The sequence below is a fragment of the Streptomyces sp. MRC013 genome (genome assembly GCF_023614235.1).
In the GTDB taxonomy this organism is placed as follows: Bacteria; Actinomycetota; Actinomycetes; order Streptomycetales; family Streptomycetaceae; genus Streptomyces.
Map to the genome: position 1 here is coordinate 489,594 of NZ_CP094264.1, position 25,003 is coordinate 514,596.

The window sequence follows — 25,003 nt, forward strand, 5'->3', positions numbered from 1 at the left end:
TGTCCGAGGGGGGACTTGAACTCTCCTCTCGGGCACCAGCCCACAACCGCTCTGGCCTGGGGAAACGCCCGTCGACAGGCTTGATTTCGGCGGGCGTTTCTCCTGTTCTTTCCTGCTGTTTCAGGCCTTCTCGGGCCCCTGTTGGTCATGCGTTGGTCACGTGACCAGCCCTCCTCCGAGGCGTCCGTCCCTGGCCGGGCTTCCCGGACCGCGCCACGGGGCTACGCCCAGTCTGCACGGGCGCGTACGTGACCGCGTACCAGGGGTGGCCGGGGCGGTCGGGGACCTGTTTATTGATCCGAAACGCTTTGGGTTCGGGTTCGTTGGTTGTGTGTGAGTGATCTGGTCGGGGATGCGCGGACGTGGTCGCCGGACGCGCAGGAGGCCGTGCGGCTGCTGGCGGTGTCCGCGCTGGTGGAGGGCCGGGACAGGGCGGAGGTCGCGGCCCTGTTCAAGGTGTCAGTCAGGGCCGTGGACAACTGGTGGGCGAGGTGGCAGACGGGGGGCCGGGACGCGCTGCTGTCCCGGCCGCGAGGCCGCCGCACAGGCGAGCACCAGGTGCTGTCCGAGGCCGAGCAGGCTGCCGTGCGGCAGGCGGTCCTCGATCACATCCCCTGCGACCTGGGGCTTTCCGGTCAGCTGTGGACGCGGGGGCTGATAGGTGAACTGATCTTCAAGCTGTACCGGGTCCGGTTCACCGAGCCCGGCGTGGGCAAGTACCTCAAACGCTGGGGACTGACGTTCCAGCGGCCGGACAAGCGGGCTGTCGAACGGGACCCGAAGGCCGTCCGCGTCTGGTGCGAGGAGACCTGGCCGGCGATCCGGGCCAGGGCGAAGGCCGGCAACGCCGAAATCCTCTTCGGCGACCAGGTCGGGATCCGCTCGGACCAGGTCACCGGCCGAACCTGGGGCGCCAAAGGCGCGACGCCGGTGGTCCGTCGCACCGGCAACCGGTTCTCCGTGAACGCGATGTCCGCAATCAGCACCCGCGGCCGGATGCACTTCATGGTCTTCACCGGGACCTTCGACGCGAAGGTCATGTGCCGCTTCCTCGCCCGGCTCGTCGGCCACTTCGACCGCAAGGTCCACCTGATCGTCGACCGGCACCCGGCCCACCGCTCGAAGGCGGTACGGGCGTGGCTCGCCGACCACAAGGACCAGGTCGAGCTGCACTTCCTGCCGTCGTACTCACCCGAGCTGAACCCCGACGAGCTGGTCAACGCCGACCCCAAACGCAGCCTGCCCCACACCCACCGGGCCAGGAACCAGGCCGAACTCGCCGCCGAAACCCGCAGGTTCTTCCACCGTCGACAACGCCAGCCCCACATCGTTACCGGCTACTTCAAAGCCCCGCACGTCCGCTACATCCTCAACGAGTGAACCCAAAGCGTTTCGGATCAATAGCAGCCCTGGCGGAGATGCTGCAAGCCGTAGCCCGTGGCTGGTACCCCGACCTTGCGCCCCGACTCGTGGCCCGCGCGGAGGCGCTCACCGGAGTGCGCCCGCCCGTCCCGGTGCACTCGGAGGTGAGCGCCTGACTGCGCCCCTGTCTCAGGCGCTCTCTCCGATGTGCCGGTACGAGGTGGCTCACGAGATCCCGAGGGCCTTGGCAATGACTGTGACGCGCTCTCCCTTTGGGATGAGTCCGCCATCGAACTGGCCTGGGTCGTGGTCGAGGAGGGCAACGCCTACCGGCTGCGCAAGCTCACCAAGGATGGAGACGACAACGCGATCATCTACGTAGATCAAGGCCTGCTGAACGTCCTCAAGTGGCAGAAGGAACGCCAGGACGCGGAGCGCGAACGCCTCGGGGATCTCCGGGTGGACCATGACCTCGTGTTCGCCCGTGACGGCTTCAAGCTGCACCGGGGTGAGGCGGGCGGACCGCAGGACCCCGAGAAGGTGTCGGCCCGCTGGCGGACGGCACGCAACCGTCTGCACCCGCCGGAGAACTTCCGGCTGCACGACTGGCGGGCGTCGAAGATCACGAACGATCTGGACGCCCACGAGAACCCGGTAGAGGTCTCGGCCAAGGCCCGGCACCACTCGCCGGGCTACACGATGGCGCGGTACGGCAGGCGTCGCGCTGAGGGAGCGAAGAAGCCGGCCGCTTCGAGTGCCAGCCGACTCGGCCTGTCATCCCTGGTCTGATCAGGAAGTTCGCTCGGCTGTTGGGCACGTGGTTGGTCACGCCACAGCCGGAGAAACAGAAAAACCCCAGGTGAACTGGGGTCTCTGCTGGTGTCCGAGGGGGGACTTGAACCCCCACGCCCGATAAAGGGCACTAGCACCTCAAGCTAGCGCGTCTGCCATTCCGCCACCCGGACCGGGTTTCGCGTCGCTCCGGGTGCTCCCCGCGGCGACACGGATAACTCTACCAGGGGTTCGAGGCGCCCTTCACCCTCATATCCCGTGGTCAGGCGGGGTGTCCGGCGGTTTCGGCGGGGTGACGCAGCGTGAGGGGCCGGACTCACGGGGTGTGGACCACCTGGCCCGCGTACGACAGGTTGCCGCCGAAGCCGAAGAGGAGGGCCGGGGAGCCGGGAGGGACGTCGCCGCAGGCTACCAGCTTGGACAGCGCCATGGGGATGGACGCGGCCGAGGTGTTGCCGGACTCCGTGACGTCCCGGGCGACGACCGCGTTGACCGCGCCTATGCGCAGGGCCAGGGGCTCGATGATGCGGAGGTTCGCCTGGTGGAGGACGATCGCCCCCAGCTCCTCCACGGCGATGCCGGAGCGCTCGCAGACCTGCCGAGCGAGGGGCGGGAGCCGGGTGGTGGCCCAGCGGTAGACGGCCTGACCCTCCTGGGCGAAGCGGGGCGGGGTGCCCTCGATGCGGACCGCGTGGCCCATCTCGGGGACGGAACCCCACAGGACCGGGCCGATGCCGGGGGCGCCCGCGGGGGCGGCCTCCACGACGGCCGCGCCGGCGCCGTCGCCGAGCAGGACGCAGGTCGTGCGGTCGGTCCAGTCGGCGATCTCCGTCATCTTGTCCGCGCCGACGACCAGGGCGCGGTGCGCCGAGCCGGCCCGTACGGCGTGGTCGGCGACGGCGAGGGCGTGGGTGAAGCCCGCGCAGACGACGTTCAGGTCCATGGTGGCCGGGGAGGCCATGCCGAGCCGGGCGGCGACGCGGGCGGCCATGTTCGGGGAGCGGTCGATCGCGGTGGAGGTGGCGACGACGACCAGGTCGACGTCCGCGGGCGCCAGTCCGGCCGAGGCGAGGGCCTTCGCGGCCGCCTCGGCCGCCAGCTTGTCGACCGGCTCCTCCGGCCCGGCCATGTGACGGGTGCGGATGCCGACGCGGCTGCGGATCCACTCGTCGCTGGTGTCGACCAGCGCGGCCAGGTCGTCGTTGGTGAGCACCTTGGCGGGCTGGTAGTGCCCAAGCGCGGCGATACGAGTGCCCGTCATGCCCGGGGACCCCCTCGACTGATCGGTACGTGATGGACAAGAATCCCAAGTCTGGTCAGCGACCCGCGGGTAACCCGTCGCGTGATCCCACAGCATTCGCGTCCACCGCTTGGAGGGTCCACCACATCCCCGCCACCCGGCCCGCCGACGCGCACTGTGGAGGACAATGTCCCCGGAAAGCAGTACGGCCACGGCAAAAGGACGGGAGATATGGGGCGGGTCACGGAAAGGCGGCGCATAATCCGGGTCCGGGACGGCGCCGTGTCCGCCCGGCCCGACACGCTCGTCGTCGAGGAGCCGCTGGAGATCCGGCTGAACGGCAGGCCCCTCGCCGTCACCATGCGCACGCCGGGCGACGACTTCGCGCTCGCCGTCGGGTTCCTGGTCAGCGAGGGCGTCCTCGGCTCGGCGGAGGAGGTGCGGAACGTCGCGTACTGCGCGGGCGCCCGCGACGGCGGCGGCAACACGTACAACGTGGTCGACGTGCGGCTCGCGCCGGACGTGCCCGTGCCCGACATCACGCTGGAGCGGAACGTCTACACGACCTCCTCGTGCGGGCTGTGCGGCAAGGCCAGCCTGGACGCGGTGCGCACCACCGCCCGGTTCGCCCTAGCCGACGGCCCGCCGGTGCGGGTCGGGGTGGACGTGCTGACCGCGCTGCCCGACCGGCTCCGGGCCGCCCAGGAGGTGTTCGAGCGGACGGGCGGGCTGCACGCGGCGGCGCTGTTCTCGGCCTCGGGCGGGCTGCTCGACGTACGGGAGGACGTGGGGCGGCACAACGCCGTCGACAAGGTGGTCGGGCGCGCTCTGCGGGAGGGGCGGCTGCCGCTGGGAGGGACGGTGCTGATGGTGTCGGGGCGGGCCTCCTTCGAGCTGGCGCAGAAGGCCGTGATGGCGGGCGTCCCGGTGCTGGCGGCGGTCTCGGCGCCGTCGTCGCTCGCCGTGGACCTGGCCGCCGAGACCGGACTGACGCTGGTCGGGTTCCTGCGGGGCGGGTCGATGAACGTGTACGCCGGGGAGCACCGCCTCCTGGACGCGGACGGGGTCCCCCTGTCGGCCGGGTGAGCGCGCCGCCCGCGTCCGTCCCCGCACGGTCGGCGCCGCCGCGGGCCGCGGGGCCGTTCCGGGGTGCGGCACCGCCCCGCCCCCGGGAACCGTTCCCGGCCGGGACCGTCCCGGGCTGCGGGAGCGTTCCGGACCGCGGCGTCTCCCGGCTGGGAGACGCCGCGGACTGAAACCGCCCGGTCCGGGGCGTCACCCCGGGCCGCGGGCTCGGGGCGGCCCCGAGCCGAGGGAGCGCACCGGATCGGGGGGCCGTCCCGGACCGGGGGGGCCGCCCCGGGCTGCGGGGGCGTCCCGCGCGGCGGGCGCCGGGGCGCCCGGGGGTCAGCGGGTGCGGCGGCGGGTCTCCGACGGCGGGTCGATCATCTGCAGCGCGAGCGCCGCGGGCGGCTCGGCCGCGCCCGGACCCCCGCCTCGGCCCAGGCGACGAGGTCGTCCAGGCAGTCGTCGTCCAGCACCCAGCCGATCCACGCGGCACGGGCGCCGCGGCGCCGGGCCTCGGTGGAGGGCTGGACGACCACGACGTTGGCCTGACCGCACGGCCCCAGGCAGTCGCTCGTGCGGACCGCCAGCCTCCCGCCGGAGGCCTCCGCGGCCTGCCGCAGCCGCTCCAGCTGGCCCGCGTGGTCGGTTCCGGGGTTCTTGCGCGCGTCGCCGCAGCAGCAGCCCCGGCAGACGACGAGCGAGCAGGGCCGGGCGGCTCCGGGGCGTATCCGGCCGCGGGTCACCGCGCGCCGCCCGGGCGGCGCGCGAGGAGGACGGCGGGGCGGGGGGCGCGGGTCGCGGATGCGGGCATGGCCCTCACCGTAACGGGCGTGATCACGGTCCTCCGGGGCGGGTGCAGCCGGGGTGGCGTCGGGTGGCGTGAAGCGGTGTCCCGCCGGCCGGGGCGGCGGGCCGGGGGCCCGGATCCGCGTGGTCGTCCCGTGTGGATTCGGTGGAGGTTCTCGTCACTCTTGCTGACCTGCGGGTCAGTAATAAGCGCCCCTGCCCCGCCGTGACCACGCCATCACTCTCTGACCAGTGACGACGTCGCTTGTCCGGACTTCGGGAAGAGCCTCCCGCCCCCACTGTCCGTCCGGTACCGTCACCCTCCGCTGTGCTGAGCGTCACAAGGAGCAGGCCATTGCGTGAGTTGACAGTCCCGCCCGTGGCGACGGCTCCGCTGGTCGGCGGGCTGGCCGATGTCGTGTTCGACCACGCGGCGAGCGACCCGGACCGGGTGGCCCTGGGGCGGAGGGACTCCTCCGGAGCGTGGCGGGACGTCACGTCCGCGCAGTTCCGCGACGAGGTGATGGCTCTCGCCAAGGGGCTCCTCGCGCAGGGCATCCGGTTCGGGGACCGGGTCGCGATCATGTCCCGTACGCGCTACGAGTGGACGCTGTTCGACTTCGCGCTGTGGTGCGTGGGCGCGCAGCCGGTGCCCATGTACCCGACCTCCTCCGCCGACCAGGTCCACTGGATGCTGCACGACGCGGAGGTGCGCGCCTGCGTCGTCGAGCACGAGGACCACGCCATGACGATCGGTTCCGTCGTCAACCACCTGCCGCACCTGGAGCGGCTGTGGCAGCTCGACAAGGGCGCGCTGGCGGAACTGGTCGGGGCCGGGGAGCAGATCGACGACGAGGTGGTGCACCGGCACCGGCGGGCCCTCACCCCGGACTCGATCGCCACCGTCATCTACACGTCCGGCACGACCGGACGTCCCAAGGGCTGTGTGCTGACGCACGGGAACTTCATGTCCCAGGCCGACACGATGCTGCGGCGCTGGGAGCAGGTGTACAGCTCCCGGCCGGACGAGGCCGCGTCGACGCTGCTGTTCCTGCCGCTCGCCCACGCGTTCGGCCGGCAGGTGCAGGTCTCGGCGCTGCGGGGGCGGGTGAAGCTGGGTCACCAGCCGGAGCTGTCGCCGCGTGCGCTCCTGCCCGCCCTGGCCTCGTTCCAGCCCACGTTCGTGCTGGCCGTGCCGTCCGTCTTCGAGAAGGTCTTCGAGGCGGCGCGGCGGCGCGCGGAGGCCGACGGGAAGGGCGGCGTCTTCGAGCGGGCCGTCGAGGTGGCCGTCCGGTACGCGGAGGCGCAGGAGGAGCGGGCCCTGGGGGCCGGTCCGGGGCCCTCGGCGGCGCTGCGGGTGCGGCACCGGTTGTTCGACCGGCTCGTGTACGACAAGGTGCGCGCGGTGTTCGGGGGGCGGGTGCGGCACGCCATGTCGGGCGGCTCCGCGATGGGCCGGAGACTGGGGCTGTTCTTCGCGGGCGCGGGCGTGACCGTGTACGAGGGGTACGGGCTGACCGAGGCGTGCTCCGCGTCGACCCTCAACCCGCCGGAGCGGACCAAGTTCGGAACCGTGGGGCCGCCCCTGCCCGGGACCTCGGTGCGGATCGCCGACGACGGGGAGGTGTGGCTGCGCGGGCCGCACCTCTTCTCCGGGTACCTCAACGACCCGTCGGCCGGGGAGGCGGTGCTGCGGGACGGCTGGCTGGCGACCGGGGACCTCGGGGCGCTCGACGAGGACGGCTACCTGACGATCACCGGGCGGAAGAAGGAGATCCTGGTGACGACCAGCGGCAAGAGCGTCGCGCCCCAGATGCTGGAGAACTGCGTGCGCTCGCACCCGCTGGTCGCCCAGTGCGTCGTGGTCGGCAACGACCGGCCGTACGTCGCGGCGCTGATCACCCTGGACCAGGAGGCGATCGAGCACTGGCTCGCACTGCAGCGGCGGGCGCCGCTGCAGGCGACCGAGCTGGTCCGGGACCCGGCGCTGGAGAAGGAGATCCGCCGCGCGGTCGTCGCCGCCAACACGCTGGTGTCGCACGCCGAGGCGATCCGCACCTTCCGCATCCTGGCCCATCCGTTCAGCGAGGAGCACGGCCTGCTGACGCCGTCGCTGAAGCTGAAGCGGCGCGCCATCGAGACGCTGTACGCGGCGGAGGTCGAGGCCCTGTACCGCTGACGCGCCGTGGCCCGGGTGCCGTCAGGAGGCGCGGCGGGCGGTGTGCACCGTGCGGGCCGTGAGGAGGTGCACGTCGGGGCGGCGGTGGAGGCTCGCGGGGTCCTCCGGGTCGAGCAGCCGGTCGAGGGCGGTGAGGTCCTCGTCGGAGAGCCGGTCGCCGACGACGTCGCGGGTCCGGGTGAAGACCGTGACGACGTGCTCGCGCACGGCGGCGGGGACGGGCGCCGGGACGTCCAGCAGGAAGGTGCGGGTCCCGGTCGGGACGAGCCCCGCGGCGGCGAGCAGCGCCGGCCAGTCCTCGACCTCCGCGCGGGCGCCGGGCAGCGCGGCCCGCATCTGGCTGAACCAGTCGGCGGTCAGCGCCTCGACGCGGGCCTCCAGACCGGGCCGTCCGACGCCGGCGTCGCGGGGCAGGTGACGCGCCGCCAGGCCGCCCTCCGCCAGGGCGAGCAGCCCGCCGGGGCGCAGGCGGCGGGCGAGGCCCGCCAGGGCGCCGCGCTGGTCGCCGACGTGGTGGACGGACTCCCCCGCCCAGACCAGGTCCGCCTCGCCGAGCCGGTCCGTGGCGCCGGGCAGTTCGGCGAGCAGCGTGGTGAACCGGTCGCCGAGCCCGGAGTTGCGCTCCCGGGCGCGCTCCAGCAGTTCGGGCGTCGCGTCGACGGCGACGACCTCCGCGTACGGGAACGCCTCGGCGAGGAGGCGGGACAGCACGCCGGGGCCGCTGCCGACGTCGAGGACGCGCCGGGCGGCGCCCACCGGCAGCAGGTCGGCGAGCCAGGCCGTCGCCCGCCGGTACAGCGGGGTGCGCAGTTCGGCGCCGCGCTCCAGCAGCGGCAGCATCGCGGTCCAGTCCATGTGGGTGTGGTCGTGGGTCATGGGGACAGCGTGCGGGCCGGGGCCGCCGGAGGCGAGCGGCCGTGCCGATCCGGCAACCCCCGTGCCCACCGGCCGGCGCCCCCGCGGTCCGCGCCCGGACCGCTCCGGCCCCGCCCGGGCGCGGGGGGCCGCCGCCGCGTCCGGGCGGCGGGCGGGTCCGTGCGGCCGGGGCGGGGGCGCCGGCGGGGCGCTTCCGGGGGGCGCAGTGGGGCGCCGGGCGAGCGCCGGCGGCCGGCGGGGCGTCAGGAGGCGCCGTGGGCGGCGGCGACGGCGTCGACCCGTGAGGCCAGGCGGAAGTCCCGCTCCGTGACGGCGCCGCCCGCCTCGTGGGTGTGCACGGACACGGTAACCGTGTCGTAGCCCAGGGTCAGGTCGGAGTGGTGGTCGAGTTCGTCCTGCACGCGCGCGACGTGGACGACCATCGCGGCCGCCGCGAAGTGGGTGGCGAGACGGTAGGTGCGGGAGATCCGGTCGTCGGCGAAGGACCAGCCGGGCAGTTCGCGCAGCCGGTCCTCGACCTCCCTCTGCGGCAGCGGTTCGGTGGGCATGTGCCGTCTCCTCGCGGTCGGGTGCCGTGGTGCTCCCGACCCTACGGTCCCGGTGCCCGCCGCCCCCGGCCGACACCGCCGGCCGGGTCACCGTCCGCGGTGTGGCGACCGTCGCGACGGCCACGGGTCCGGGACACGGCGGATCGCCCTCCGTCGGGGTCCGCACACGGGGTGGTACGGGCCCGCTCCGGCCGGGGTCCCGGCCCGGGCCCCGTGCGGACCACCCCGCCGGTCGCGCCACCGCCCGGTCGACCGCCCCGGGCTGGTCGACCGGGCGGTGGCGGTCGTCCGCGGGCGCGGGCGGGGCCGCGGCTGCCCCGGGCACGCCGCCCGAGTCACCCGGCGGTGAGCCAGGCGCCCGCGCACAGCGCCGCCGCGATGAGGAGCGAGGCGACGCTCAGGCACAGGAGGCGCTGCCGCAGTTGCACGTAGCGCGCGGTGTACTCGCCGCGCAGTTCGACGCAGCGGTCGGCGATCGCCCGCAGGACCTTCTTCGACAGTTCGATGCGGTCCTCCGCGTAGAGGCGCGCCACCTCCTCGTGCTGGGCGGTGGTCAGCCACGGCATGCGGCGGGCGAACGCCTCGCCCTCTTCGCGGGCCCTGAGCAGCTCCGCCTGGGCGAGGAGGTAGCCCTCGACGCGGTTGATGCCCGCGGCCGTCTCGCGGCCCGCCGCCGAGGTGGCTCTCATCCCAGCTCCCCCTTGCCTCCCGGCCGGGCAGCCGTCCCCTTCTCGGGCTCGATGACGTCCCGGCGGCCGCCCGTCTCCTGCGCCCTGAGGGCGGTGACCTCGGGGTGGTGCAGGTCGAAGGCGGGCGATTCGGAGCGGACCCGGGGCAGGGTGAGGAAGTTGTGGCGCGGCGGCGGGCAGGAGGTGGCCCATTCGAGGGAACGTCCGTAGCCCCACGGGTCGTCGACGTCGACCCGCTTGCCGATCTTGGCGGTCTTCCACACGTTGTACAGGAACGGCAGGGTGGAGAGGCCCAGCAGGAACGCGCCGATCGAGGAGAGCATGTTGAGGCCGGTGAACCCGTCGGCCGCCAGGTAGTCCGCGTACCGGCGGGGCATGCCCTGGGCGCCGAGCCAGTGCTGCACCAGGAACGTCAGGTGGAAGCCGACGAACAGGGTCCAGAAGTGGATCTTGCCGAGGCGCTCGTCGAGCATCGTGCCGGTCATCTTCGGCCACCAGAAGTGGAAGCCGGCGAACATCGCGAACACCACGGTGCCGAAGACGACGTAGTGGAAGTGCGCCACCACGAAGTACGTGTCGGTGACGTGCCAGTCCAGCGGCGGCGAGCCGAGGATGACGCCGGTCAGCCCGCCGAAGAGGAAGGTGACGAGGAAGCCGACGGCCCACAGCATCGGCGTCTCGAAACTGATCGTGCCCTTCCACATCGTGCCGATCCAGTTGAAGAACTTCACCCCGGTGGGCACGGCGATGAGGAAGGTCATGAACGAGAAGAACGGCAGCAGCACCGCGCCGGTGGCGAACATGTGGTGCGCCCACACCGTCGCCGACAGGCCGGTGATGGCGATCGTCGCGGCCACCAGGCCGATGTACCCGAACAGCGGCTTGCGGCAGAAGACCGGGATGACCTCGCTGACCACCCCGAAGAAGGGCAGCGCCAGGATGTACACCTCCGGATGGCCGAAGAACCAGAACAGGTGCTGCCACAGGAGCGCCCCGCCGGTTTCCGGGTCGAACACCTGGGCCCCGAAGCGCCGGTCCGCCTCCAGGGCGAACAGCGCGGCCGCCAGGACCGGGAACGCGAGCAGGACCAGCACGGAGGTCAGCAGCACGTTCCAGGTGAAGATCGGCATCCGGAACATCGTCATGCCGGGCGCCCGCATGCAGATGATGGTGGTGATGAAGTTGACCGCGCCCAGAATGGTGCCGAAGCCGGTCAGCGCCAGCCCCATGATCCACATGTCGCCGCCGGCGTAGGGGGTGCGTTCCCCGCCGCTGAGGGGGGTGTAGGCGGTCCAGCCGAAGTCCGCGGTGCCCTGGGTCGTCAGCAGGCCGCCCAGGACGATGAGGCTGCCGAAGAGGAACAGCCAGTACGAGAACATGTTCAGCCGCGGGAACGCCACGTCGGGGGCCCCGATCTGCAACGGCATGATCGCGTTGGCGAACCCGGTGAACGTCGGGGTGGCGAACAGCAGCAGCATGACCGTGCCGTGCAGGGTGAAGGTCTGGTTGTACTGCTCGTTCGAGATCAGTTGGATGCCGGGGCGCGCCAGCTCCGCACGGAGCATCAGCGCCAGCAGACCGCCGAACAGGAAGAAGACGAAGGACGTGATCAGGTAGAGGTGTCCGATCTTCTTGTGGTCCGTCGTGGTGAGCCAGTCGACGGCGATACGGCCCCACCCCCGCCTTCTCACTGGCACGAGGGTGGTCTGCTCGTTGGTCGTGGCCATGCGAAACCCCATCCGGGCGGTCGAGGGCGATCGGAGAACGGGCGGTTGGGTACCCCATCGCACCATGGCAAACGCACCGGATCGGCGCGCGTCACGACCTCGCCGATTGAGCCGTTCGGGCAACAACACGTCTGATGGGATGGTGTGAGTGTCCGTCAGTCGGGGCGGACGGCCCCGGTGGCGGGAGCGCGCGGGCGTCCGCCGGCCGGGGTGGGGAGCCCCGGCGGCGCCGGGCCGGTGGGGGCCGGCCGGCGGCCTCTCCGCGCGGTCCCCGGCCGGGGCGGTCCGCGGCCGGGGCGGTCCGCCCCCTGCCCGGCGTTCCGCCGGCGTGACGCCGGCCGGTGGCGGAGGGGGCGGCCGTCCGCCCTACCGGCGCGCCGGGCGCCCGGCGCCGCGGGTCAGCAGCACGCCCAGGGCGATCATGCCCGCCCCGAGGAAGAAGTGCAGCCAGTTGTCGGCGGTGTTGACGGGCACGAAGTTGGCGGCGCTGTCGTGGTCGATGATCAGGCCGTAGAGCCACAGGAGCAGGTAGACGACGCCGCCCCCGATGAGGAAACTGCGGGCGGTGGAGGCCGCGCGGGCCATGGTGAGGCCCGCGATCCCGAACAGCAGGTGCACGATGTTGTGCAGGATCGACACCTGGAACAGACCCAGCAGCTTGGCCTCGGAGTGGTGCTCGGCGAACTTCATCGTGTCGTAGTCCGTCGTGATCCCGGGGATGAAGCCGAGGATCCCCACCAGCAGGAACACCGCGCCCACCAGGAGGGCGGCCTTCTGCACGGGGGTCCGCGCGGTCGTCGTGCGGGGGTGAGTGGTCATGGGGCGACCTCTTTCTCGCGGGGCGGCGGGTGCCGCCGTCCGGCTCTCACGACGCCGACTACCCCCCACCCGCCCCCTTAGCCCCGTCGCGGCGGGACCGGTGCTCACCCGGTCGGCGGGCGCGTGAAGCCAGGCTGTGGGACCGCTTAAGAAAACCTCGATGGACGTGGCCCTCCCGGATCGGCAGATTGGTCGCGTTCACCTCTCCTCCCGCCTGGAGTCATCGCGATGAAGGCCCTTGTCAAGCAGAAGGCCGAACCCGGCCTGTGGCTGATGGACGTCCCCGAGCCCGAGACGGGCCCCGGCGACGTGCTGATCAGGGTGCTGCGCACCGGTATCTGCGGGACCGACCTACACATCCGCGCGTGGGACGGCTGGGCGCGGCAGGCCGTGTCGACGCCTCTGGTCCTCGGCCACGAGTTCGTCGGCGAGGTCGCCGCGGTCGGCTCCGACGTGCAAGACGTCGCGGTGGGCGACCTGGTCAGCGGCGAGGGCCACCTCGTCTGCGGCAAGTGCCGCAACTGCCTGGCGGGCCGCCGCCACCTGTGCCGGGCGACGGTCGGGCTCGGCGTCGGGCGGAACGGGGCGTTCGCCGAGTACGTGGCGCTGCCCGCGTCCAACGTGTGGGTGCACCGCACGAAGGTGGACCTCGACATCGCGGCGATCTTCGACCCGTTCGGCAACGCGGTGCACACGGCGCTGTCGTTCCCGCTGGTCGGCGAGGACGTGCTGATCACGGGCGCCGGCCCGATCGGCATCATGGCGGCGGCCGTGGCCCGGCACGCCGGCGCGCGCAACGTGGTGATCACCGACGTGAGCGAGCCCCGCCTGGAGATCGCCCGCGAGGTCGGCGCGACCCTCGCGGTGAACGTCGCGGAGACGAGCGTGGCGGACGCGCAGAGGCGGCTGGGGCTGCGGGAGGGCTTCGACGTCGGCCTGGAGATGTCCGGCCGTCCCGAGGCGATGCGCGAGATGGTCGCCAACATGACCCACGGCGGGCGCATCGCGATGCTGGGCCTGCCGGCGGAGGAGTTCCCGGTCGACTGGTCGAGGATCGTGACGTCGATGATCACGGTCAAGGGCATCTACGGCCGGGAGATGTACGAGACGTGGTACGCCATGACGGTGCTGCTGGAGGGCGGCCTCGACCTGAGTCCCGTGGTCACCGGCACCTATCCGTACAAGGACTTCGACGCCGCGTTCGACGAGGCGTCGACGGCCCGCAGCGGCAAGATCATCCTGAACTGGGACGCGTGACGCGGGCCGGTACGCGCCCCTCCGCATCCCTGGCCACCGCGACCCCTAGGAGCACCCCTGATGTTCGTGTCCGTCCGTGACGAGCTGCGCGCCGCCCTCGACGAGATCCGCGACGCCGGGCTGTACAAGCCCGAGCGGGTCATCGGCACCCCGCAGTCCGCTTCCGTCGCCGTCACCGCGGGCGGCGCGCCCGGCGACGTGCTGAACTTCTGCGCCAACAACTACCTGGGCCTCGCCGACCACCCCGAGGTGGTGGCGGCGGCCAAGGAGGCCCTGGACCGCTGGGGCTACGGCATGGCGTCCGTGCGGTTCATCTGCGGCACGCAGGAGATCCACAAGGAGCTGGAGCGGAGGCTGTCGGCGTTCCTCGGGCAGGAGGACACGATCCTCTACTCCTCCTGCTTCGACGCGAACGGCGGTGTCTTCGAGACCCTCCTCGGCCCCGAGGACGCGGTGATCTCCGACGCCCTGAACCACGCGTCGATCATCGACGGCATCCGCCTGTCGAAGGCCTCCCGGTACCGGTACGCCAACCGCGACATGGCCGAGCTGGAGGCCCGGCTGAAGGAGGCGGCGGGCGCCCGGCGCCGCCTGGTCGTCACCGACGGCGTGTTCTCGATGGACGGCTACGTGGCGCCGCTGCGGGAGATCTGCGACCTCGCCGACCGGTACGACGCGATGGTCATGGTCGACGACTCGCACGCCGTCGGCTTCGTCGGCGCGGGCGGCCGGGGCACGCCGGAGCTGCACGACGTGATGGACCGCGTGGACATCGTCACCGGCACCCTCGGCAAGGCGCTGGGCGGCGCGTCCGGCGGCTACGTGGCGGCCCGCGCGGAGATCGTGGAGCTGCTGCGCCAGCGGTCCCGCCCGTACCTGTTCTCCAACTCGCTCGCCCCGGTGATCGCCGCCGCGTCGCTGAAGGTCCTCGACCTGCTGGAGTCGGCGGGCGACCTGCGCGAGCGGCTCGACGCGAACACGAAGCTGTTCCGCACCCGGATGGCGGAGGAGGGCTTCGAGATCCTGCCGGGCGACCACGCGATCGCCCCCGTGATGATCGGGGACGCGGCGCGGGCGGCGCGCATGGCGGAGCTGCTGCTGGAGCGCGGGGTGTACGTGATCGGCTTCTCCTACCCGGTGGTGCCGATGGGGCAGGCCCGGATCCGGGTGCAGCTCTCGGCGGCGCACTCCGCGGCGGACGTGGAGCGCGCGGTGGCGGCGTTCGTGGACGCCCGGGCCGTGATGGACGCGTGAGGCCGGCCCGGCGGCCGGGGCGGCGGACGTGTGACGCCGCCCCGGCCGCCGGGTGACAATGGCGGGGTGATCGACCCCCGCCGGCTGCGCATACTGCGGGCCGCGGCGGACCACCGCACGGTGACCGCCGCCGCGGCAGCGCTGTACCTCACCCCGTCCGCCGTCTCCCAGCAGCTCACCGCGCTGGAGCAGGAGACCGGGCACACCCTGCTGACCCGCAGCGGCCGGGGGGTGCGGCTCACCCCGGCCGGGGAGATCCTGCTGGAACACGCCAACGAGGTGCTGGCGCAGTTGGAGCGCGCCGAGGCGGAGCTCGCGGCGTACGCGGACGGGACGGCGGGCGAGGTGTCGGTCGCGGCGTTCGCCACGGGCATCGCGGAGGTGCTGGCCCCGGCGATCGAGCGGCTCGCGGAGCGCCACCCGGGGATCCGGCTGCGGGTGCGGGACGTGGAGGGCGACGAGTCGCTGCCGCTCGTCCTCAACGGCGTGGCCGACCTGGCGCTGTCCGTGGAGTACCGGGGCGCGCCGCGCGAGGGCGACCGGCGGCTGGCGCGGGTGCCGCTGTACGCGGAGCCGTTCGACGCGGTGCTCCACGCGGCCCACCCTCTGGCGCAGGAGCCGGAGGTGGCGCTGGCCGCGCTCGCGGACAGCGACTGGATCGGCCAGTCGCCGGGCAACCCGTGCCACGACGTGGTGCTGCTCGCCTGCGAGCTGGCGGGTTTCGAGCCGCGGCTGGTGCACGTGTCGGACGACTTCCGCGCGGTCGTGGCGCTCGCGGGCGCGGGCGCGGGGGTGGCCCTCGTGCCGCGCTCGGCGCTGCGCGGCATCGAGCTGAAGGGCGTGGTGGTCCGGCCGGTGGCGGGCCCGGCGGCGTTCCGCCGGGTGTTCGCGGCGGTGCGGCGGGGCGCCGAGGAGCACCCGCTGATCCGGCCGGTGCTGGACGCGCTGGTGCGGTCGGCGGCGGGGCTGCCGCCGGCCGGCCCCGTCTGAGCCCCGCCTGAGCCCACAGGGCGGGCCGGACCGCCGAAAACCGCTTGCGGCACCCGCGTAGGGTGCGGACATGCCCACTTCACCCCACCTGCGGGAGATCACCCCCGACAACTTCGAGACGGCGATCGGACTGAGGGTCCGCCCCGACCAGGAGCACCTGGTGGCCCCGGTGGTGAAGTCCCTCGCCGAGGCGTACGTCCACCCCGGCGTCGCGTGGCCCCGGCTCGTCTGCGACGGCGACGAGGCCGTCGGGTTCCTCATGGCCTTCTTCGACGTCGACTGGACCGGCGGGGGCACGGACCTCCGCTCCGGACTCTGGCGCCTCAACGTCGCCGACGGCAGGCAGGGACGGGGCTACGGGCGGTTCGCGGTGGAGTCCGTGGCGGCCGAGATCCGGCGCCGGGGCGGCACGCGCCTGACGGTCACCTGGCACCCCGGGCCGGGCGGTCCGGAGGGCTTCTACCGGACGCTCGGGTTCCGGCCGACCGGGGAGGTCAGCGGGGGCGAGACGGTGGGGGTGCTGGATCTGTCCTGAGCCCCGGCCCCGCCGCGCCGGCCGCACGGGCGCCGGGGCCCGTACCGGGGTGTCCGGCGGGCTCGGTGCGGGCGGGTGGTCAGGCGGCGGGCTCCCCGCGGTCCCTGCGGGCCGCCATCCACGCGTACACCGGGACGCCCGCGAAGAGGAACAGCACGCCCTGGTAGACGGCGGCGTACCCGGAGCCCGCGACCAGCCACAGGGAGAAGCCGAACGCGAGCGCGGCGAGGACGCCGTCGCGGGCCAGCCGGGCGCCCCGCACCCGGTCGCGCCGCCCGGAGAGCAGGAAGTAGAGCTGCGCGGCGGTGGACAGCAGGTAGGGGACGGTCGCGGTGAATGTGGTGACGAGGACCAGCGTCTCGAAGACGCCGTCGGAGCCGGCCGTGTAGTTGTGGACGGTCAGCAGCGAGGCGAGGACGACCGTGACCAGGACGCCGACGGTGGGGACGCCCCGCCTCCGGTGGGCGAAGGCCCGCGGGAACAGCCCGTCGCGCGCGGCGGCGTACGGGGTCTGGGCGCTCAGCAGCGTCCAGCCGTTGAGGGCGCCGGCCATCGACACCAGGGCCATGCAGGCGACGGCCGTACCGCCCCAGGTGCCGCCGAACATGGCGTCGACGGCGTCGGAGAACGGCGCCGAGGAGCCGACGAGCCGGTCGTGGGCGACGGTGCCGAAGACGGCGACCGTGCCGAGGAGGTACAGGACGGCGGCTCCGAGGGTGCCCAGGACGGTGGCGCGGCCGACGTTGCGGCGCGGGTCGCGGACCTCGCCGGCGCTGACGGCGGCCGACTCGACGCCGAGGTAGCTGAACAGCAGGATCGCGGCGGACGCGGACACCGCGCCGAGCGTCCCGGAGTCGCCGCCCCGGAACGGGCCCAGGTTGCCGGAGTCGAAGAAGAACAGCCCGCCCACGGCGACGAGCAGCAGCGGGACGAACTTCAGGACCGTGGAGACCAGCTGGACGGCGCCGACGTACCGGGTGCCGGCCAGGTTGGCGAGGGCGGGCAGCCACTGCAGGAGGAGCGCGGCGGCGATCGTCGCGGCGACGGAGCCGTGCAGCGGGAGCAGGACGTCCAGGTAGCCGACGGCGGCGACGGCGAGGGCGGCGTTGGAGACCCAGGTGGTGATCCAGTAGGACCAGGCCGACAGGAACCCGGCGAAGTCGCCGAACGCCTCGCGGGCGTACACGTACGGGCCGCCGGTGCGCGGGTGGCGCTCCGCGAGGCGCCCGAAGACCAGGGCGAGGGCGAGGGCGCCGGCGGTGAGGGCGGCGAACGCGACGAGGCTGACCGTGCCGTACGGCGCCACGGAGGCGGGCAGCAGGAAGATGCCGCCGCCGATGACGTTGCCCATGACCAGGGCCGTGGCGACGGGGAGGCCGAAGCGCCGCGCGTGCCTGCCGCCGCCGGCGGCGCCGTCCCCGTGCGTGCCGGGGGGCGGGGTCCGCCGGGCGTCCCGCCCGGTCTGCGGGGTGGTGGCCGTGGTCATGAGGGGGTGCGCCTTTCTCCGTACAAACGTTCACCATGCTCGCGTACGGCGACACGGGCACCAAATCACCCCTTTTTGTCCGGCGCACGGCCGTCTGCCGCAGGAAATGCTTCGGCCGCCCGCCGGTCGGACGGTGGTTCCTGCACGGATGCGGCCGGCGTCCCGGAGCATCCCCCGGGACCGCGCGACTCCTCCAGCCAGCGGCGCAGCACCCGGTGCACGGCTTCGGCGCCCACCAGGGCCTCCCCCGCCGCGACGGGCGCCGGCAGCTCGCGCGGCCACAGCAGGAACGCCTCGCCCTGGCCGCCGCCGAGCCCGCCGTGCGAACCGATCTGGTCCTCGAAGGCGTGCACCCGGTCGGCCGACGGGTCGTACGCGGAGTTGACCATGACGTCCGCGACGTGCGGGAAGCCGTCGGTGCGGCGGATCGCGCCGGCCGCGCCCGGCCCGAACGCGGCGAGCGGCCCCGTCCCGTCGGCCAGCCCGGCGACCGGCGCCTCGAACCCGTCCGCCGCGAGCACCACCGAGCCGCGCCGCTCGCAGCGCACCAGGACGAAGCCGACGCCCGGGTGCCCGGCGAGGGCCGGCAGCAGCCCCGGGTGGCGGCGGTCGATCTCCTGGCGCGACATCCGGTGCGGCACGTCGGGGAAGTACACGAGCCCCAGGTTCCCCGACGCCAGCACCAGGGGGTCCGCACCGCGCGCCGGGCGCTCCCCGCGCCGCTCGCCCTCGACCGGCCGGTGCAGGGCGCTGCGCAGCGCGCCCCGGGCCTCCGCGCCGCCGGCGCCGCGCCGGGCCCGCCGGGAGACCGGCAGGCCGCAGCCGGCCCGTACGAGGTCGCGGAGCGTCAGCCCGTACGCGCTCTGGAAGGTCTCGCCGAAGCTCTGCCCGTGGTCGGAGAGGACCACGATCCGGTACGGGCGCGGGGCGTGCCCGGCGGCCTTCCCGATCAGCCCGACGCACCGGTCGAGGCGCGCGAGGACCTTCGCCGCGTCCCGGCCGCACGGCCCGGAGTGGTGGGCGACCTCGTCGTACGCCACGAGGTCGGCGTAGACGGCCGTCCGCCCGGCCAGCACGTCGCCCATCACGGCCGCGAGCACCACGTCCCGCTCCACGACCGTCGCGAAGGCCCGGACGAACGGGTACGGGCCGCCGCGCGGCACGCGCGGCCGCTCGCCCCGCAGCCGGGCGGCGAGCGCCTGCCCGACCTCCCGGAACACCTCCGCGGCGAACGACACCGCGGTCCGGGTGGCGTTGGCGGGGTCCCGGAAGTAGGCGAAGTACCCGGCGCGGGAGCGGGTCCCGGGGCCGCGGCGGCCGGAGACCGACAGCACCAGGGCGAGCTGGTCCGCGCCGCCGCCGAAGAGGTTGCCCCGGCTGGCCCCGTCGTCGGCGAGGAGCCCGGGGTCGCCGGTGCGGGCGGCGGCGCGGCGCTGGAGTTCGGCGGCGCTCGCGGGCCGGTTGCACACCATGAGGCGGCCGGTGTCCTTCTCGTACCAGCGGAACGCGGGCACGTCGTGGTCGCTGCCGTGCAGCAGGGCGAGCTGGCTGGCACCGGTCTGGCTGGACCAGCCGGTGCGCCACGGGGTGAGCCGGTGGGTGGTCCCCTCCCAGGCGGCGAGCGTCGGCATCAGCCCGGCGTCCAGGGCGTGGCGCAGCACGCGGTGGCCGACGCCGTCGAGCTGCAGGAAGACCGTGCCCGGCGCGGCGCCGGGGGCGGGGGCGGCGCGGCGGCGGCCGGCGAGCCGGTACAGACGCCGGCCGTAGGCGTCGTCGTCGCGGACGGCGAGGGCGGTGGAGGTCGCGGACGCCACGGCGGACATGACGGCGGCGACGACGACGGCGTTCTCCGGGTCGGCCTCCCCGCGCCCGTCGGGGACGAGCCAGAGCGCGACCAGCAGCAGCGACCCGTTGAGGAAGAACACGAGCACCCCGAGGACGAGCGCCGGGACGAGCAGCAGCGCCCGGACGACCAAGGGCCACACGAGCGCGCCGAGCAGGCCGAAGGCGCCCGCGCCCCAGGCGGCGGTGACGGCCGTCCTGGTGGCGCTGTCGCCGTTCCCGGACTGGAGCCGGAGGTCGGGGAGCACCCCGGCGAGGGCGAGCAGGGTGAGCGTCGACGCGGCCCACACCACGACGACCCGCAGGGCCGCGCGGCCCGCCGACCTCCACCGTCCGACGCCCACGTGATCCGCCTTCCGCCCGTTCCCGCCCGGGAGGTCCAGCGTGGCACACCGCGCCGCGCGCGCCCGGGGGCGCCGGCCCGTTGGTCGGGTCTTGCGTGCCCTCCCAGATCCGCGCCGCGCCCGCCCGGGGGCGCCGGGGTCAGCGGCCGTCGTAGCCGGCGGTGGGCATGGACAGCCGCCGGTGCACGCGGGCCTTGGTCTCCGCGTCGTACGAGGGCTCGTCGAGGCCGGCGGTCTCCAGCCGCACGCCGCGCCGCGCGCACTCGGCGGAGAAGTCCCGCGCCGACGTCAGCGCGCGCTCCAGGACGCGCTCGTTGGGCGCGACGAACAGGTCGACGGCGCCCTCCTCGACGTCCGCCCACAGCGTGCGGTGGTCGGGGGGCAGGCCGTAGCACAGGAGCTGGCGGCTGACGACATAGCCCCTGCCGGCCGCCCACCGCTCGCACATGGCGTGCTGACTGCGCGTGTCGACCAGGAACGGGTCGCTGTCGAGTTCCTCGAGCGGCGTCAGGCTGGCGATCGCCGCCACGCGTACGTCGTCCATGGGCCGACCCTACTCCCGACGGCGCCCGCCGCAGGAGGCCGGCGCTCTACGCTCGTGGCATGGAGGTCACCTGGTGGGGCCACGCCACCTGCACGATCGAGGACTCCGGGGTGCGGGTGCTGACGGACCCGCTGTTCGTCCGGCGGCTCGCGCACCTGCGCAGGCGCCGGGGCGCGCCGCCGCCGCCCGAGGCGGCGGTGGCCGACCTGGTGCTCGTGTCGCACCTGCACGCCGACCACCTGCACCTGCCCTCGCTGGCCCGGCTCGCGCCCGGCACGCGGCTGGTGGTGCCGCGCGGCGCGACCCGCGCGGTGCCGGGGCTGCGGCGGCTGGCGGGACTGCGGATCACCGAGGTCGGCGCCGGCGACGAGGTGGCGGCGGGGCCGGTGGCGGTGCGGGCGGTGCCGGCCGCGCACGACGGACGGCGGCTGCCGGTGGGACCGCACCGCTCCCCCGCGCTCGGGTACGTGGTGCGGGGCGCGGCGCGCACGTACTTCGCCGGGGACACCGGCCTGTTCGACGGGATGGCCGAGGCGGTCGGCGAGGTGGACGTGGCCCTGCTGCCGGTGGGCGGGTGGGGCCCGTTCCTGGGCCACGGCCACCTGGACGCGGGGCGTGCCGCCCGGGCCCTGGCGGCGCTGGCGCCCCGGGCGGCGGTACCGGTGCACTACGGCACGTACTGGCCGATCGGGATGGACGCGGTGCGGCCGCACGAGTTCCACGCGCCGGGCGACGAGTTCGCCCGGCTGGCGGCGCGGCTGGCGCCCCGCGTCGCGGTGCACCGGCTCGGGCACGGGGAGAGCGTGCGGCCGGGGGCGGCGCGGTGATCGCGGAGCTGCTGGGCCAGCTGCCCCCGCAGGAGGCGCAGCGGGCGGTCGGCTACCCGTCGCTGTTCCTGCTGGTGGCCCTGGGCGCGCTGGTGCCGGTGGTGCCGACGGGGGCGGTGGTCAGCTCGGCGGCGGTCGTGGCGTTTCACCAGGCGACGCCGTTCGCGCTGCCGGCGGTCTTCCTGGTGGCCGCGGCGGCGGCCCTCGCGGGGGACGCCGCGCTGTACTGGCTGGGGTGGCGCGGGGCCGCCTCGCGGGGCGGACCGCGGTGGCCGGCGGTGCCGGAGTCCCGGGCAGCGCCGGACCGGCTGGAGCGGGCCCGGGCGGGGCTGCGGCGGCACCGGGTGGCGGTGCTGGTGCTGTCCCGGCTGGTGCCGGCGGGGCGGATCCCGGTGATGCTGGCGTGCCTGACGGCGCGGGTGCCGCCGGCCCGCTTCGTCCGGAGCGACGTGCCCGCGGTGCTGGCGTGGACGGCGGCGTACCAGCTGATCGGGGTGGCGGGCGGGGCGCTGTTCCCGCGGCCGTGGCAGGGGGTGGCGGCGGCGGTGGCGCTGGCGCTGCTGGTCGCCGCCGCGCCGAGGGTGTGGCGCCGGGCGCGGCGGGGGCGGCGGACCGGCCCGGGCGGTGGGTGAGGGCGCGGTCACTCCAGGACCCGGGACTCGCCGACCGCCAGGTCCCAGAGGCGGTCGCGGGGCAGTCCTGCGGCCCCCCAGGCCGTGTGGAGGCGGGTCAGGGGCTCCAGCACCGGCTCGGAGGACAGGACGAAGGTCGCCCAGTGCATCGGGGCCATGATCCGGGCCCCGAGGTCCCGGAAGGCGCGGACGGCCTCCTCCGGATCGGTGTGGACGTCGCCGAGCCACCAGCGGGGCGCGTACGCGCCGATGGGCATCAGCGCCAGGTCGATGCCGGGGTGGCGCTCGGCGATGCGGCGGAACCAGTGGCCGTAGCCGGTGTCGCCGGCGAAGTACACGCGCCGCCCGCGGCGGTCGCCGAGGACCCAGCCGCCCCACAGGGTGCGGCAGGTGTCGGTGAGGGTCCGCTTGGACCAGTGGTGGGCCGGGACGAACTCGAAGCGGACGCCGCGCAGTTCGGCCGACTCCCACCAGTCGAGTTCGGTGACGGTGGTGAACCGGCGGCGGCGGAACCAGCGGCCGAGGCCGGCGGGGACGAACAGCGGCGTGGTGCGCGGGAGCCGGCGCAGGGTGGGCGCGTCCAGGTGGTCGTAGTGGTTGTGGCTGATCACGACCGCGTCGACGGGCGGCAGGTCCTCCCAGCGGACGCCGACGGGCGTGACGCGGGCCGGGGTGCCGAGGATGCGGCGGGACCACACGGGGTCGGTGAGGACGGTGAGGCCGCCGATGCGGAGGACCCAGCTGGCGTGGCCCGCCCAGGTGGCGGCCACCGTCCCCGGGCCGGCGGGGGGCAGCGGGCCGGGGGCGAAGGGCAGCCTCGGGACGTCGCGCAGGCCGTCGCTGCCGGGGCGCAGGGCCGCGGAACCCTCGCGGGCCAGGCGGGCGAAGGCGTGGACGCCGGGCAGCGGCGCGGTGAGCCGGCCCGCGAAGGAGCGGGGCCAGGTGCGGACCTCGCCCAGCGGCCGGGGAGCCGGGCCGCGCCCGGGGGGCGTGGCGGGCGCGGTGAGGTCGGTGGACGTCCCGTCCGTCATCTGCGGTTCCCTCCGGCGGTCTGAACGCGGTCCGGGCGCGGGGCGGTGCCGAGGAGCGCGGCCGACAGGGCCTCCAGGGCCCGCGCCACGTGCGGCGGGTCGAGGGGGTCGTCGGCGTCGAGCGCCGCCAGCCGTTCGGCCTGGGTGGCCCCCAGCAGCGGGGTGGTGGCCAGGCGTACGCGCAGGGCGCCGAGTTCGTCCCCGAAGCGGTGGCCGCCGGGCACGGGGACGCCGAGGCGCGCGGTCAGGTGGTCCTCCAGCTCGACGGAGTCGGTGACGCCCCGCGCGGCGAGGGGGCCGCGGAGCGGGCCGAGGTCCGCGTACAGGTGGCGGCCGGCCTCGGGCGGCAGGGCGAGGGCGCCGGCGGCGAGCACCACGCGGTGGGCCTCGGCGGCCAGGCGCGCGTGGAGGGCGGTCGCGGCGGCGTTCCGCGCGGTGACGGCCTCCGGTTCGTCGAGGGCGTGGGCGACGGCCACGGCCAGCGGGCCGGGCAGGTCGGCGCCGAGGGCGGTGAGCACGTCGAGGGCGCGGGACCGGTGGGCGGCGGCGGGGGCTCCGGCGGGGAAGCGGGCCACGGCTGCCGGCCAGGAGGCGGGGGTGACCGAGCCGGCGAGGTCGCACAGGACGGTGACGTCGTCGGGGCACATCTCGGCGGGGCTGACGAAGACCGTGTCGTGCGGGTGGTGCACGGTGTCCCGCCAGGTCTCGTCGCTGACGATGTGCAGTCCCTCCCCGACGGCCGCCTCGCACGCCTCGCGGACGGGCTCGGGCGGGGCGACGGTGCCGGTGGGGTCGTCGGCGACGCTCAGCAGCAGGACGGCGGGGCGGCCGCCCTCCGCACGCACCCGCCGTACGGTCTCCAGCAGCGCGTACGGGTCGGGGACGCCGCCGCACTCGGCCGGCGTCGGCACGTGGTAGGCGGGCCGGCCCAGGAGGCGGATCTGCGGCGTCCAGGACAGCGGGCAGGGGCGCGGCACCAGCACGTCGCCGCCGTGCGCGGCGAGCAGCGCGGTCAGCAGCGGCCCGGTGCCGGGCGAGGCGAGGAGGTCCTCGGGGTGGCAGCGCAGGCCGCGCCGCGACCAGTAGCCGCAGGCCGCCTCGCGCAGCACGGGCCCGCCGCCGGGCGGCTCGGGGTCGGGCCGGGAGGCGGCCCCGGCCAGCAGTCCGGCGAGCTCCGCCACGACGGGGAGGCCGGTGTCGGGGGCGGGCGGCGCGTACCGCACCTGCCCGTGCCCGTGGGGGTGCCCGGAGGCGGAGCTGCGCGTCACCACGACCTCCCGTGCGTCTGCGGACTGAAACCCTTTATACGGAGGTTCACGACGGTTCGCCGGTCGGGGGCGGACGGCGGGAGGGGGCGGGGCGAGCCGGGCCAGCTCCTTCTCCAGACCCCGCCCGCGGCTCCGCACGATCTGCGCGGCCACGTCGGAGAGCTTGCGGTTGGTGAGCTGGGAGACGCGCCGCAGCACGGCGTACGCCTCCTCGACGCCGCAGCCGAGGACGTGCATGACGATGCCGCCGGCCCGGTCGATGACGGGCCGGGAGCGCAGCGCGGTCTCCAGCTGGCCGACCTCGGTGAGGGCGGCGCGGTAGCGGCGGTCGCGGACGAGGCCCGCGGTGGCCTCCTCGCCCAGGACGGCGGCGGGGCCGCGCGCGGCGTTGGACAGGGACCCGGGGCGGAAGCCGTAGAGGTTGAGGGTGACGAGGAGGCCGGCGCGGTGGAACGGCAGCGTGACGCTGGAGCGCACCCCGGCGCCGAGGGCGGCGGCCCGGTAGGCGGGCCACCGGTCGTCGTGGAGCAGGTCCCCGGCGACGACGGGTTCGCCGCTGTCGAGCGCCGCCCTGATGGGGCCGTCGCCGGAGTCGAGCTGGACGCCGACGAGGGCGGCGAGGTCGGGATGGGTGGCGGTGGTGCGGCGCTCGTCCTGTTCCTGCTCCTCCTCGTCGCCGAGGGTGGCGACCGCGCCGCAGCAGGCCGGGAGGGAGCGGACGCACTGCTCGGCGAGCTGCTGGAGTCGGCGTACGGCGAACGCCGAGTCGGTTCCTTCGTACTCGGGCTCGATCAGCATGGGGGGTGGCGTCTCCTTCCGGGGTGCGGCTGCCCGGTGCGTGTCCGGTGAAACGGTGCGGCGTGGGACGGGGTCGGCACGATTACCGTGCCGATATGCGGACAACAGG

At 74.8% G+C, this 25,003-nt stretch carries 21 protein-coding genes, 1 tRNA gene and 2 pseudogenes; 10 read left to right on the forward strand and 14 right to left on the reverse strand.

Features of this window, described 5'->3' with window-relative positions:
- Nucleotides 1–333: 333 nt before the first annotated feature.
- The gene (locus tag LUW75_RS02255; RefSeq protein WP_462933683.1) at nucleotides 334–1,380 is read left to right on the forward strand and encodes an IS630 family transposase; all 1,047 of its coding nucleotides are present in this window, start codon (nucleotides 334–336) and stop codon (nucleotides 1,378–1,380) included.
- A gap of 288 nt (nucleotides 1,381–1,668) precedes the next feature.
- Complete coding sequence (locus tag LUW75_RS02260) at nucleotides 1,669–2,151, forward strand: hypothetical protein (protein WP_250334127.1); 483 nt, start codon at nucleotides 1,669–1,671, stop codon at nucleotides 2,149–2,151.
- 88 nt (nucleotides 2,152–2,239) lie between these two features.
- Here the strand turns inward: LUW75_RS02260 and LUW75_RS02265 are convergent.
- Together LUW75_RS02265 and LUW75_RS02270 are read right to left on the reverse strand one after the other, a co-directional pair.
- Nucleotides 2,240–2,327: transfer RNA gene (locus tag LUW75_RS02265), tRNA-Leu, on the reverse strand.
- A 143-nt stretch (nucleotides 2,328–2,470) separates the two neighbouring features.
- A complete protein-coding gene (locus LUW75_RS02270) occupies nucleotides 2,471–3,415 on the reverse strand; it encodes a beta-ketoacyl-ACP synthase 3 (RefSeq protein WP_250334128.1) in 945 nt (314 codons plus the stop codon).
- Nucleotides 3,416–3,625: 210 nt separating this feature from the next.
- Here LUW75_RS02270 and fdhD point away from each other — a divergent pair, with 210 nt between their 5' ends.
- Complete coding sequence (gene fdhD, locus LUW75_RS02275) at nucleotides 3,626–4,480, forward strand: formate dehydrogenase accessory sulfurtransferase FdhD (RefSeq protein WP_250334129.1); 855 nt, start codon at nucleotides 3,626–3,628, stop codon at nucleotides 4,478–4,480.
- A 321-nt stretch (nucleotides 4,481–4,801) separates the two neighbouring features.
- Here the strand turns inward: fdhD and LUW75_RS02280 are convergent.
- Nucleotides 4,802–5,205: pseudogene (locus LUW75_RS02280) on the reverse strand ((2Fe-2S) ferredoxin domain-containing protein).
- Nucleotides 5,206–5,627: 422 nt separating this feature from the next.
- Between LUW75_RS02280 and LUW75_RS02285 the strand changes: the two are divergent.
- Nucleotides 5,628–7,427 (forward strand): AMP-dependent synthetase/ligase, encoded by a 1,800-nt coding sequence (locus LUW75_RS02285; protein ID WP_250337517.1) that lies wholly within the window; start codon nucleotides 5,628–5,630, stop codon nucleotides 7,425–7,427.
- A 21-nt stretch (nucleotides 7,428–7,448) separates the two neighbouring features.
- Here LUW75_RS02285 and LUW75_RS02290 read toward each other — a convergent pair whose 3' ends face one another.
- The 5 genes from LUW75_RS02290 to LUW75_RS02310 form a co-directional block, all read right to left on the reverse strand.
- Nucleotides 7,449–8,303 (reverse strand): class I SAM-dependent methyltransferase, encoded by an 855-nt coding sequence (locus LUW75_RS02290; protein WP_250334130.1) that lies wholly within the window; start codon nucleotides 8,301–8,303, stop codon nucleotides 7,449–7,451.
- Between the two features lie 242 nt (nucleotides 8,304–8,545).
- Nucleotides 8,546–8,851 (reverse strand): 4a-hydroxytetrahydrobiopterin dehydratase, encoded by a 306-nt coding sequence (locus LUW75_RS02295; RefSeq protein WP_250334131.1) that lies wholly within the window; start codon nucleotides 8,849–8,851, stop codon nucleotides 8,546–8,548.
- Nucleotides 8,852–9,186: 335 nt separating this feature from the next.
- Nucleotides 9,187–9,540 carry a hypothetical protein gene (locus LUW75_RS02300; protein WP_250334132.1) on the reverse strand — a complete coding sequence of 118 codons (354 nt, stop codon included), beginning with the start codon at nucleotides 9,538–9,540 and terminating at the stop codon, nucleotides 9,187–9,189.
- Nucleotides 9,537–11,267, reverse strand: a complete 1,731-nt coding sequence (gene ctaD, locus LUW75_RS02305; protein ID WP_250334133.1) for an aa3-type cytochrome oxidase subunit I — start codon at nucleotides 11,265–11,267, stop codon at nucleotides 9,537–9,539. Before ctaD ends, LUW75_RS02300 begins: the two co-directional genes overlap by 4 nt.
- A gap of 366 nt (nucleotides 11,268–11,633) precedes the next feature.
- On the reverse strand, nucleotides 11,634–12,086 hold the full coding sequence (locus tag LUW75_RS02310; RefSeq protein ID WP_250334134.1) for a DUF4383 domain-containing protein: 453 nt from the start codon (nucleotides 12,084–12,086) through the stop codon (nucleotides 11,634–11,636).
- 228 nt (nucleotides 12,087–12,314) lie between these two features.
- On the opposite strand from LUW75_RS02310, the gene tdh reads away from it, so the two are divergent.
- From tdh to LUW75_RS02330, 4 genes are all read left to right on the forward strand, one after another.
- Nucleotides 12,315–13,343, forward strand: a complete 1,029-nt coding sequence (gene tdh, locus LUW75_RS02315; protein WP_250334135.1) for an L-threonine 3-dehydrogenase — start codon at nucleotides 12,315–12,317, stop codon at nucleotides 13,341–13,343.
- A gap of 60 nt (nucleotides 13,344–13,403) precedes the next feature.
- On the forward strand, nucleotides 13,404–14,597 hold the full coding sequence (locus LUW75_RS02320) for a glycine C-acetyltransferase (RefSeq protein WP_250334136.1): 1,194 nt from the start codon (nucleotides 13,404–13,406) through the stop codon (nucleotides 14,595–14,597).
- Nucleotides 14,598–14,663: 66 nt separating this feature from the next.
- Complete coding sequence (locus LUW75_RS02325) at nucleotides 14,664–15,587, forward strand: LysR family transcriptional regulator (protein ID WP_250334137.1); 924 nt, start codon at nucleotides 14,664–14,666, stop codon at nucleotides 15,585–15,587.
- Nucleotides 15,588–15,657: 70 nt separating this feature from the next.
- Nucleotides 15,658–16,122 (forward strand): GNAT family N-acetyltransferase, encoded by a 465-nt coding sequence (locus tag LUW75_RS02330; RefSeq protein WP_250334138.1) that lies wholly within the window; start codon nucleotides 15,658–15,660, stop codon nucleotides 16,120–16,122.
- Between the two features lie 79 nt (nucleotides 16,123–16,201).
- Here the strand turns inward: LUW75_RS02330 and LUW75_RS02335 are convergent, their stop codons facing one another.
- The 3 genes from LUW75_RS02335 to LUW75_RS02345 form a co-directional block, all read right to left on the reverse strand.
- Nucleotides 16,202–17,608, reverse strand: coding sequence for an amino acid permease (locus tag LUW75_RS02335; protein ID WP_250334139.1), 1,407 nt, complete (start codon nucleotides 17,606–17,608; stop codon nucleotides 16,202–16,204).
- 65 nt (nucleotides 17,609–17,673) lie between these two features.
- Nucleotides 17,674–19,794, reverse strand: a complete 2,121-nt coding sequence (locus tag LUW75_RS02340; protein WP_250334140.1) for a phage holin family protein — start codon at nucleotides 19,792–19,794, stop codon at nucleotides 17,674–17,676.
- 139 nt (nucleotides 19,795–19,933) lie between these two features.
- Nucleotides 19,934–20,338, reverse strand: coding sequence for a hypothetical protein (locus tag LUW75_RS02345; protein ID WP_250334141.1), 405 nt, complete (start codon nucleotides 20,336–20,338; stop codon nucleotides 19,934–19,936).
- A gap of 59 nt (nucleotides 20,339–20,397) precedes the next feature.
- Between LUW75_RS02345 and LUW75_RS02350 the strand changes: the two genes are divergently transcribed.
- Both LUW75_RS02350 and LUW75_RS02355 read left to right on the forward strand, forming a co-directional pair.
- Nucleotides 20,398–21,165 (forward strand): MBL fold metallo-hydrolase, encoded by a 768-nt coding sequence (locus tag LUW75_RS02350; RefSeq protein WP_250334142.1) that lies wholly within the window; start codon nucleotides 20,398–20,400, stop codon nucleotides 21,163–21,165.
- Nucleotides 21,162–21,797, forward strand: coding sequence for a DedA family protein (locus LUW75_RS02355; RefSeq protein WP_250334143.1), 636 nt, complete (start codon nucleotides 21,162–21,164; stop codon nucleotides 21,795–21,797). The genes LUW75_RS02350 and LUW75_RS02355 overlap by 4 nt, the downstream gene beginning before the upstream one ends.
- A gap of 8 nt (nucleotides 21,798–21,805) precedes the next feature.
- Here the strand turns inward: LUW75_RS02355 and LUW75_RS02360 are convergent, their stop codons facing one another.
- The 3 genes and pseudogenes from LUW75_RS02360 to LUW75_RS02370 all read right to left on the reverse strand — a co-directional run.
- On the reverse strand, nucleotides 21,806–22,828 hold the full coding sequence (locus LUW75_RS02360; RefSeq protein WP_250334144.1) for an MBL fold metallo-hydrolase: 1,023 nt from the start codon (nucleotides 22,826–22,828) through the stop codon (nucleotides 21,806–21,808).
- Complete coding sequence (locus LUW75_RS02365; RefSeq protein WP_250337518.1) at nucleotides 22,825–24,096, reverse strand: aminotransferase class I/II-fold pyridoxal phosphate-dependent enzyme; 1,272 nt, start codon at nucleotides 24,094–24,096, stop codon at nucleotides 22,825–22,827. The genes LUW75_RS02360 and LUW75_RS02365 overlap by 4 nt, the downstream gene beginning before the upstream one ends.
- Nucleotides 24,097–24,291: 195 nt before the next feature.
- Nucleotides 24,292–24,894 (reverse strand): annotated as a pseudogene (locus LUW75_RS02370) (ANTAR domain-containing protein); the annotation flags it as partial.
- Between the last annotated feature and the right edge of the window lie 109 nt (nucleotides 24,895–25,003).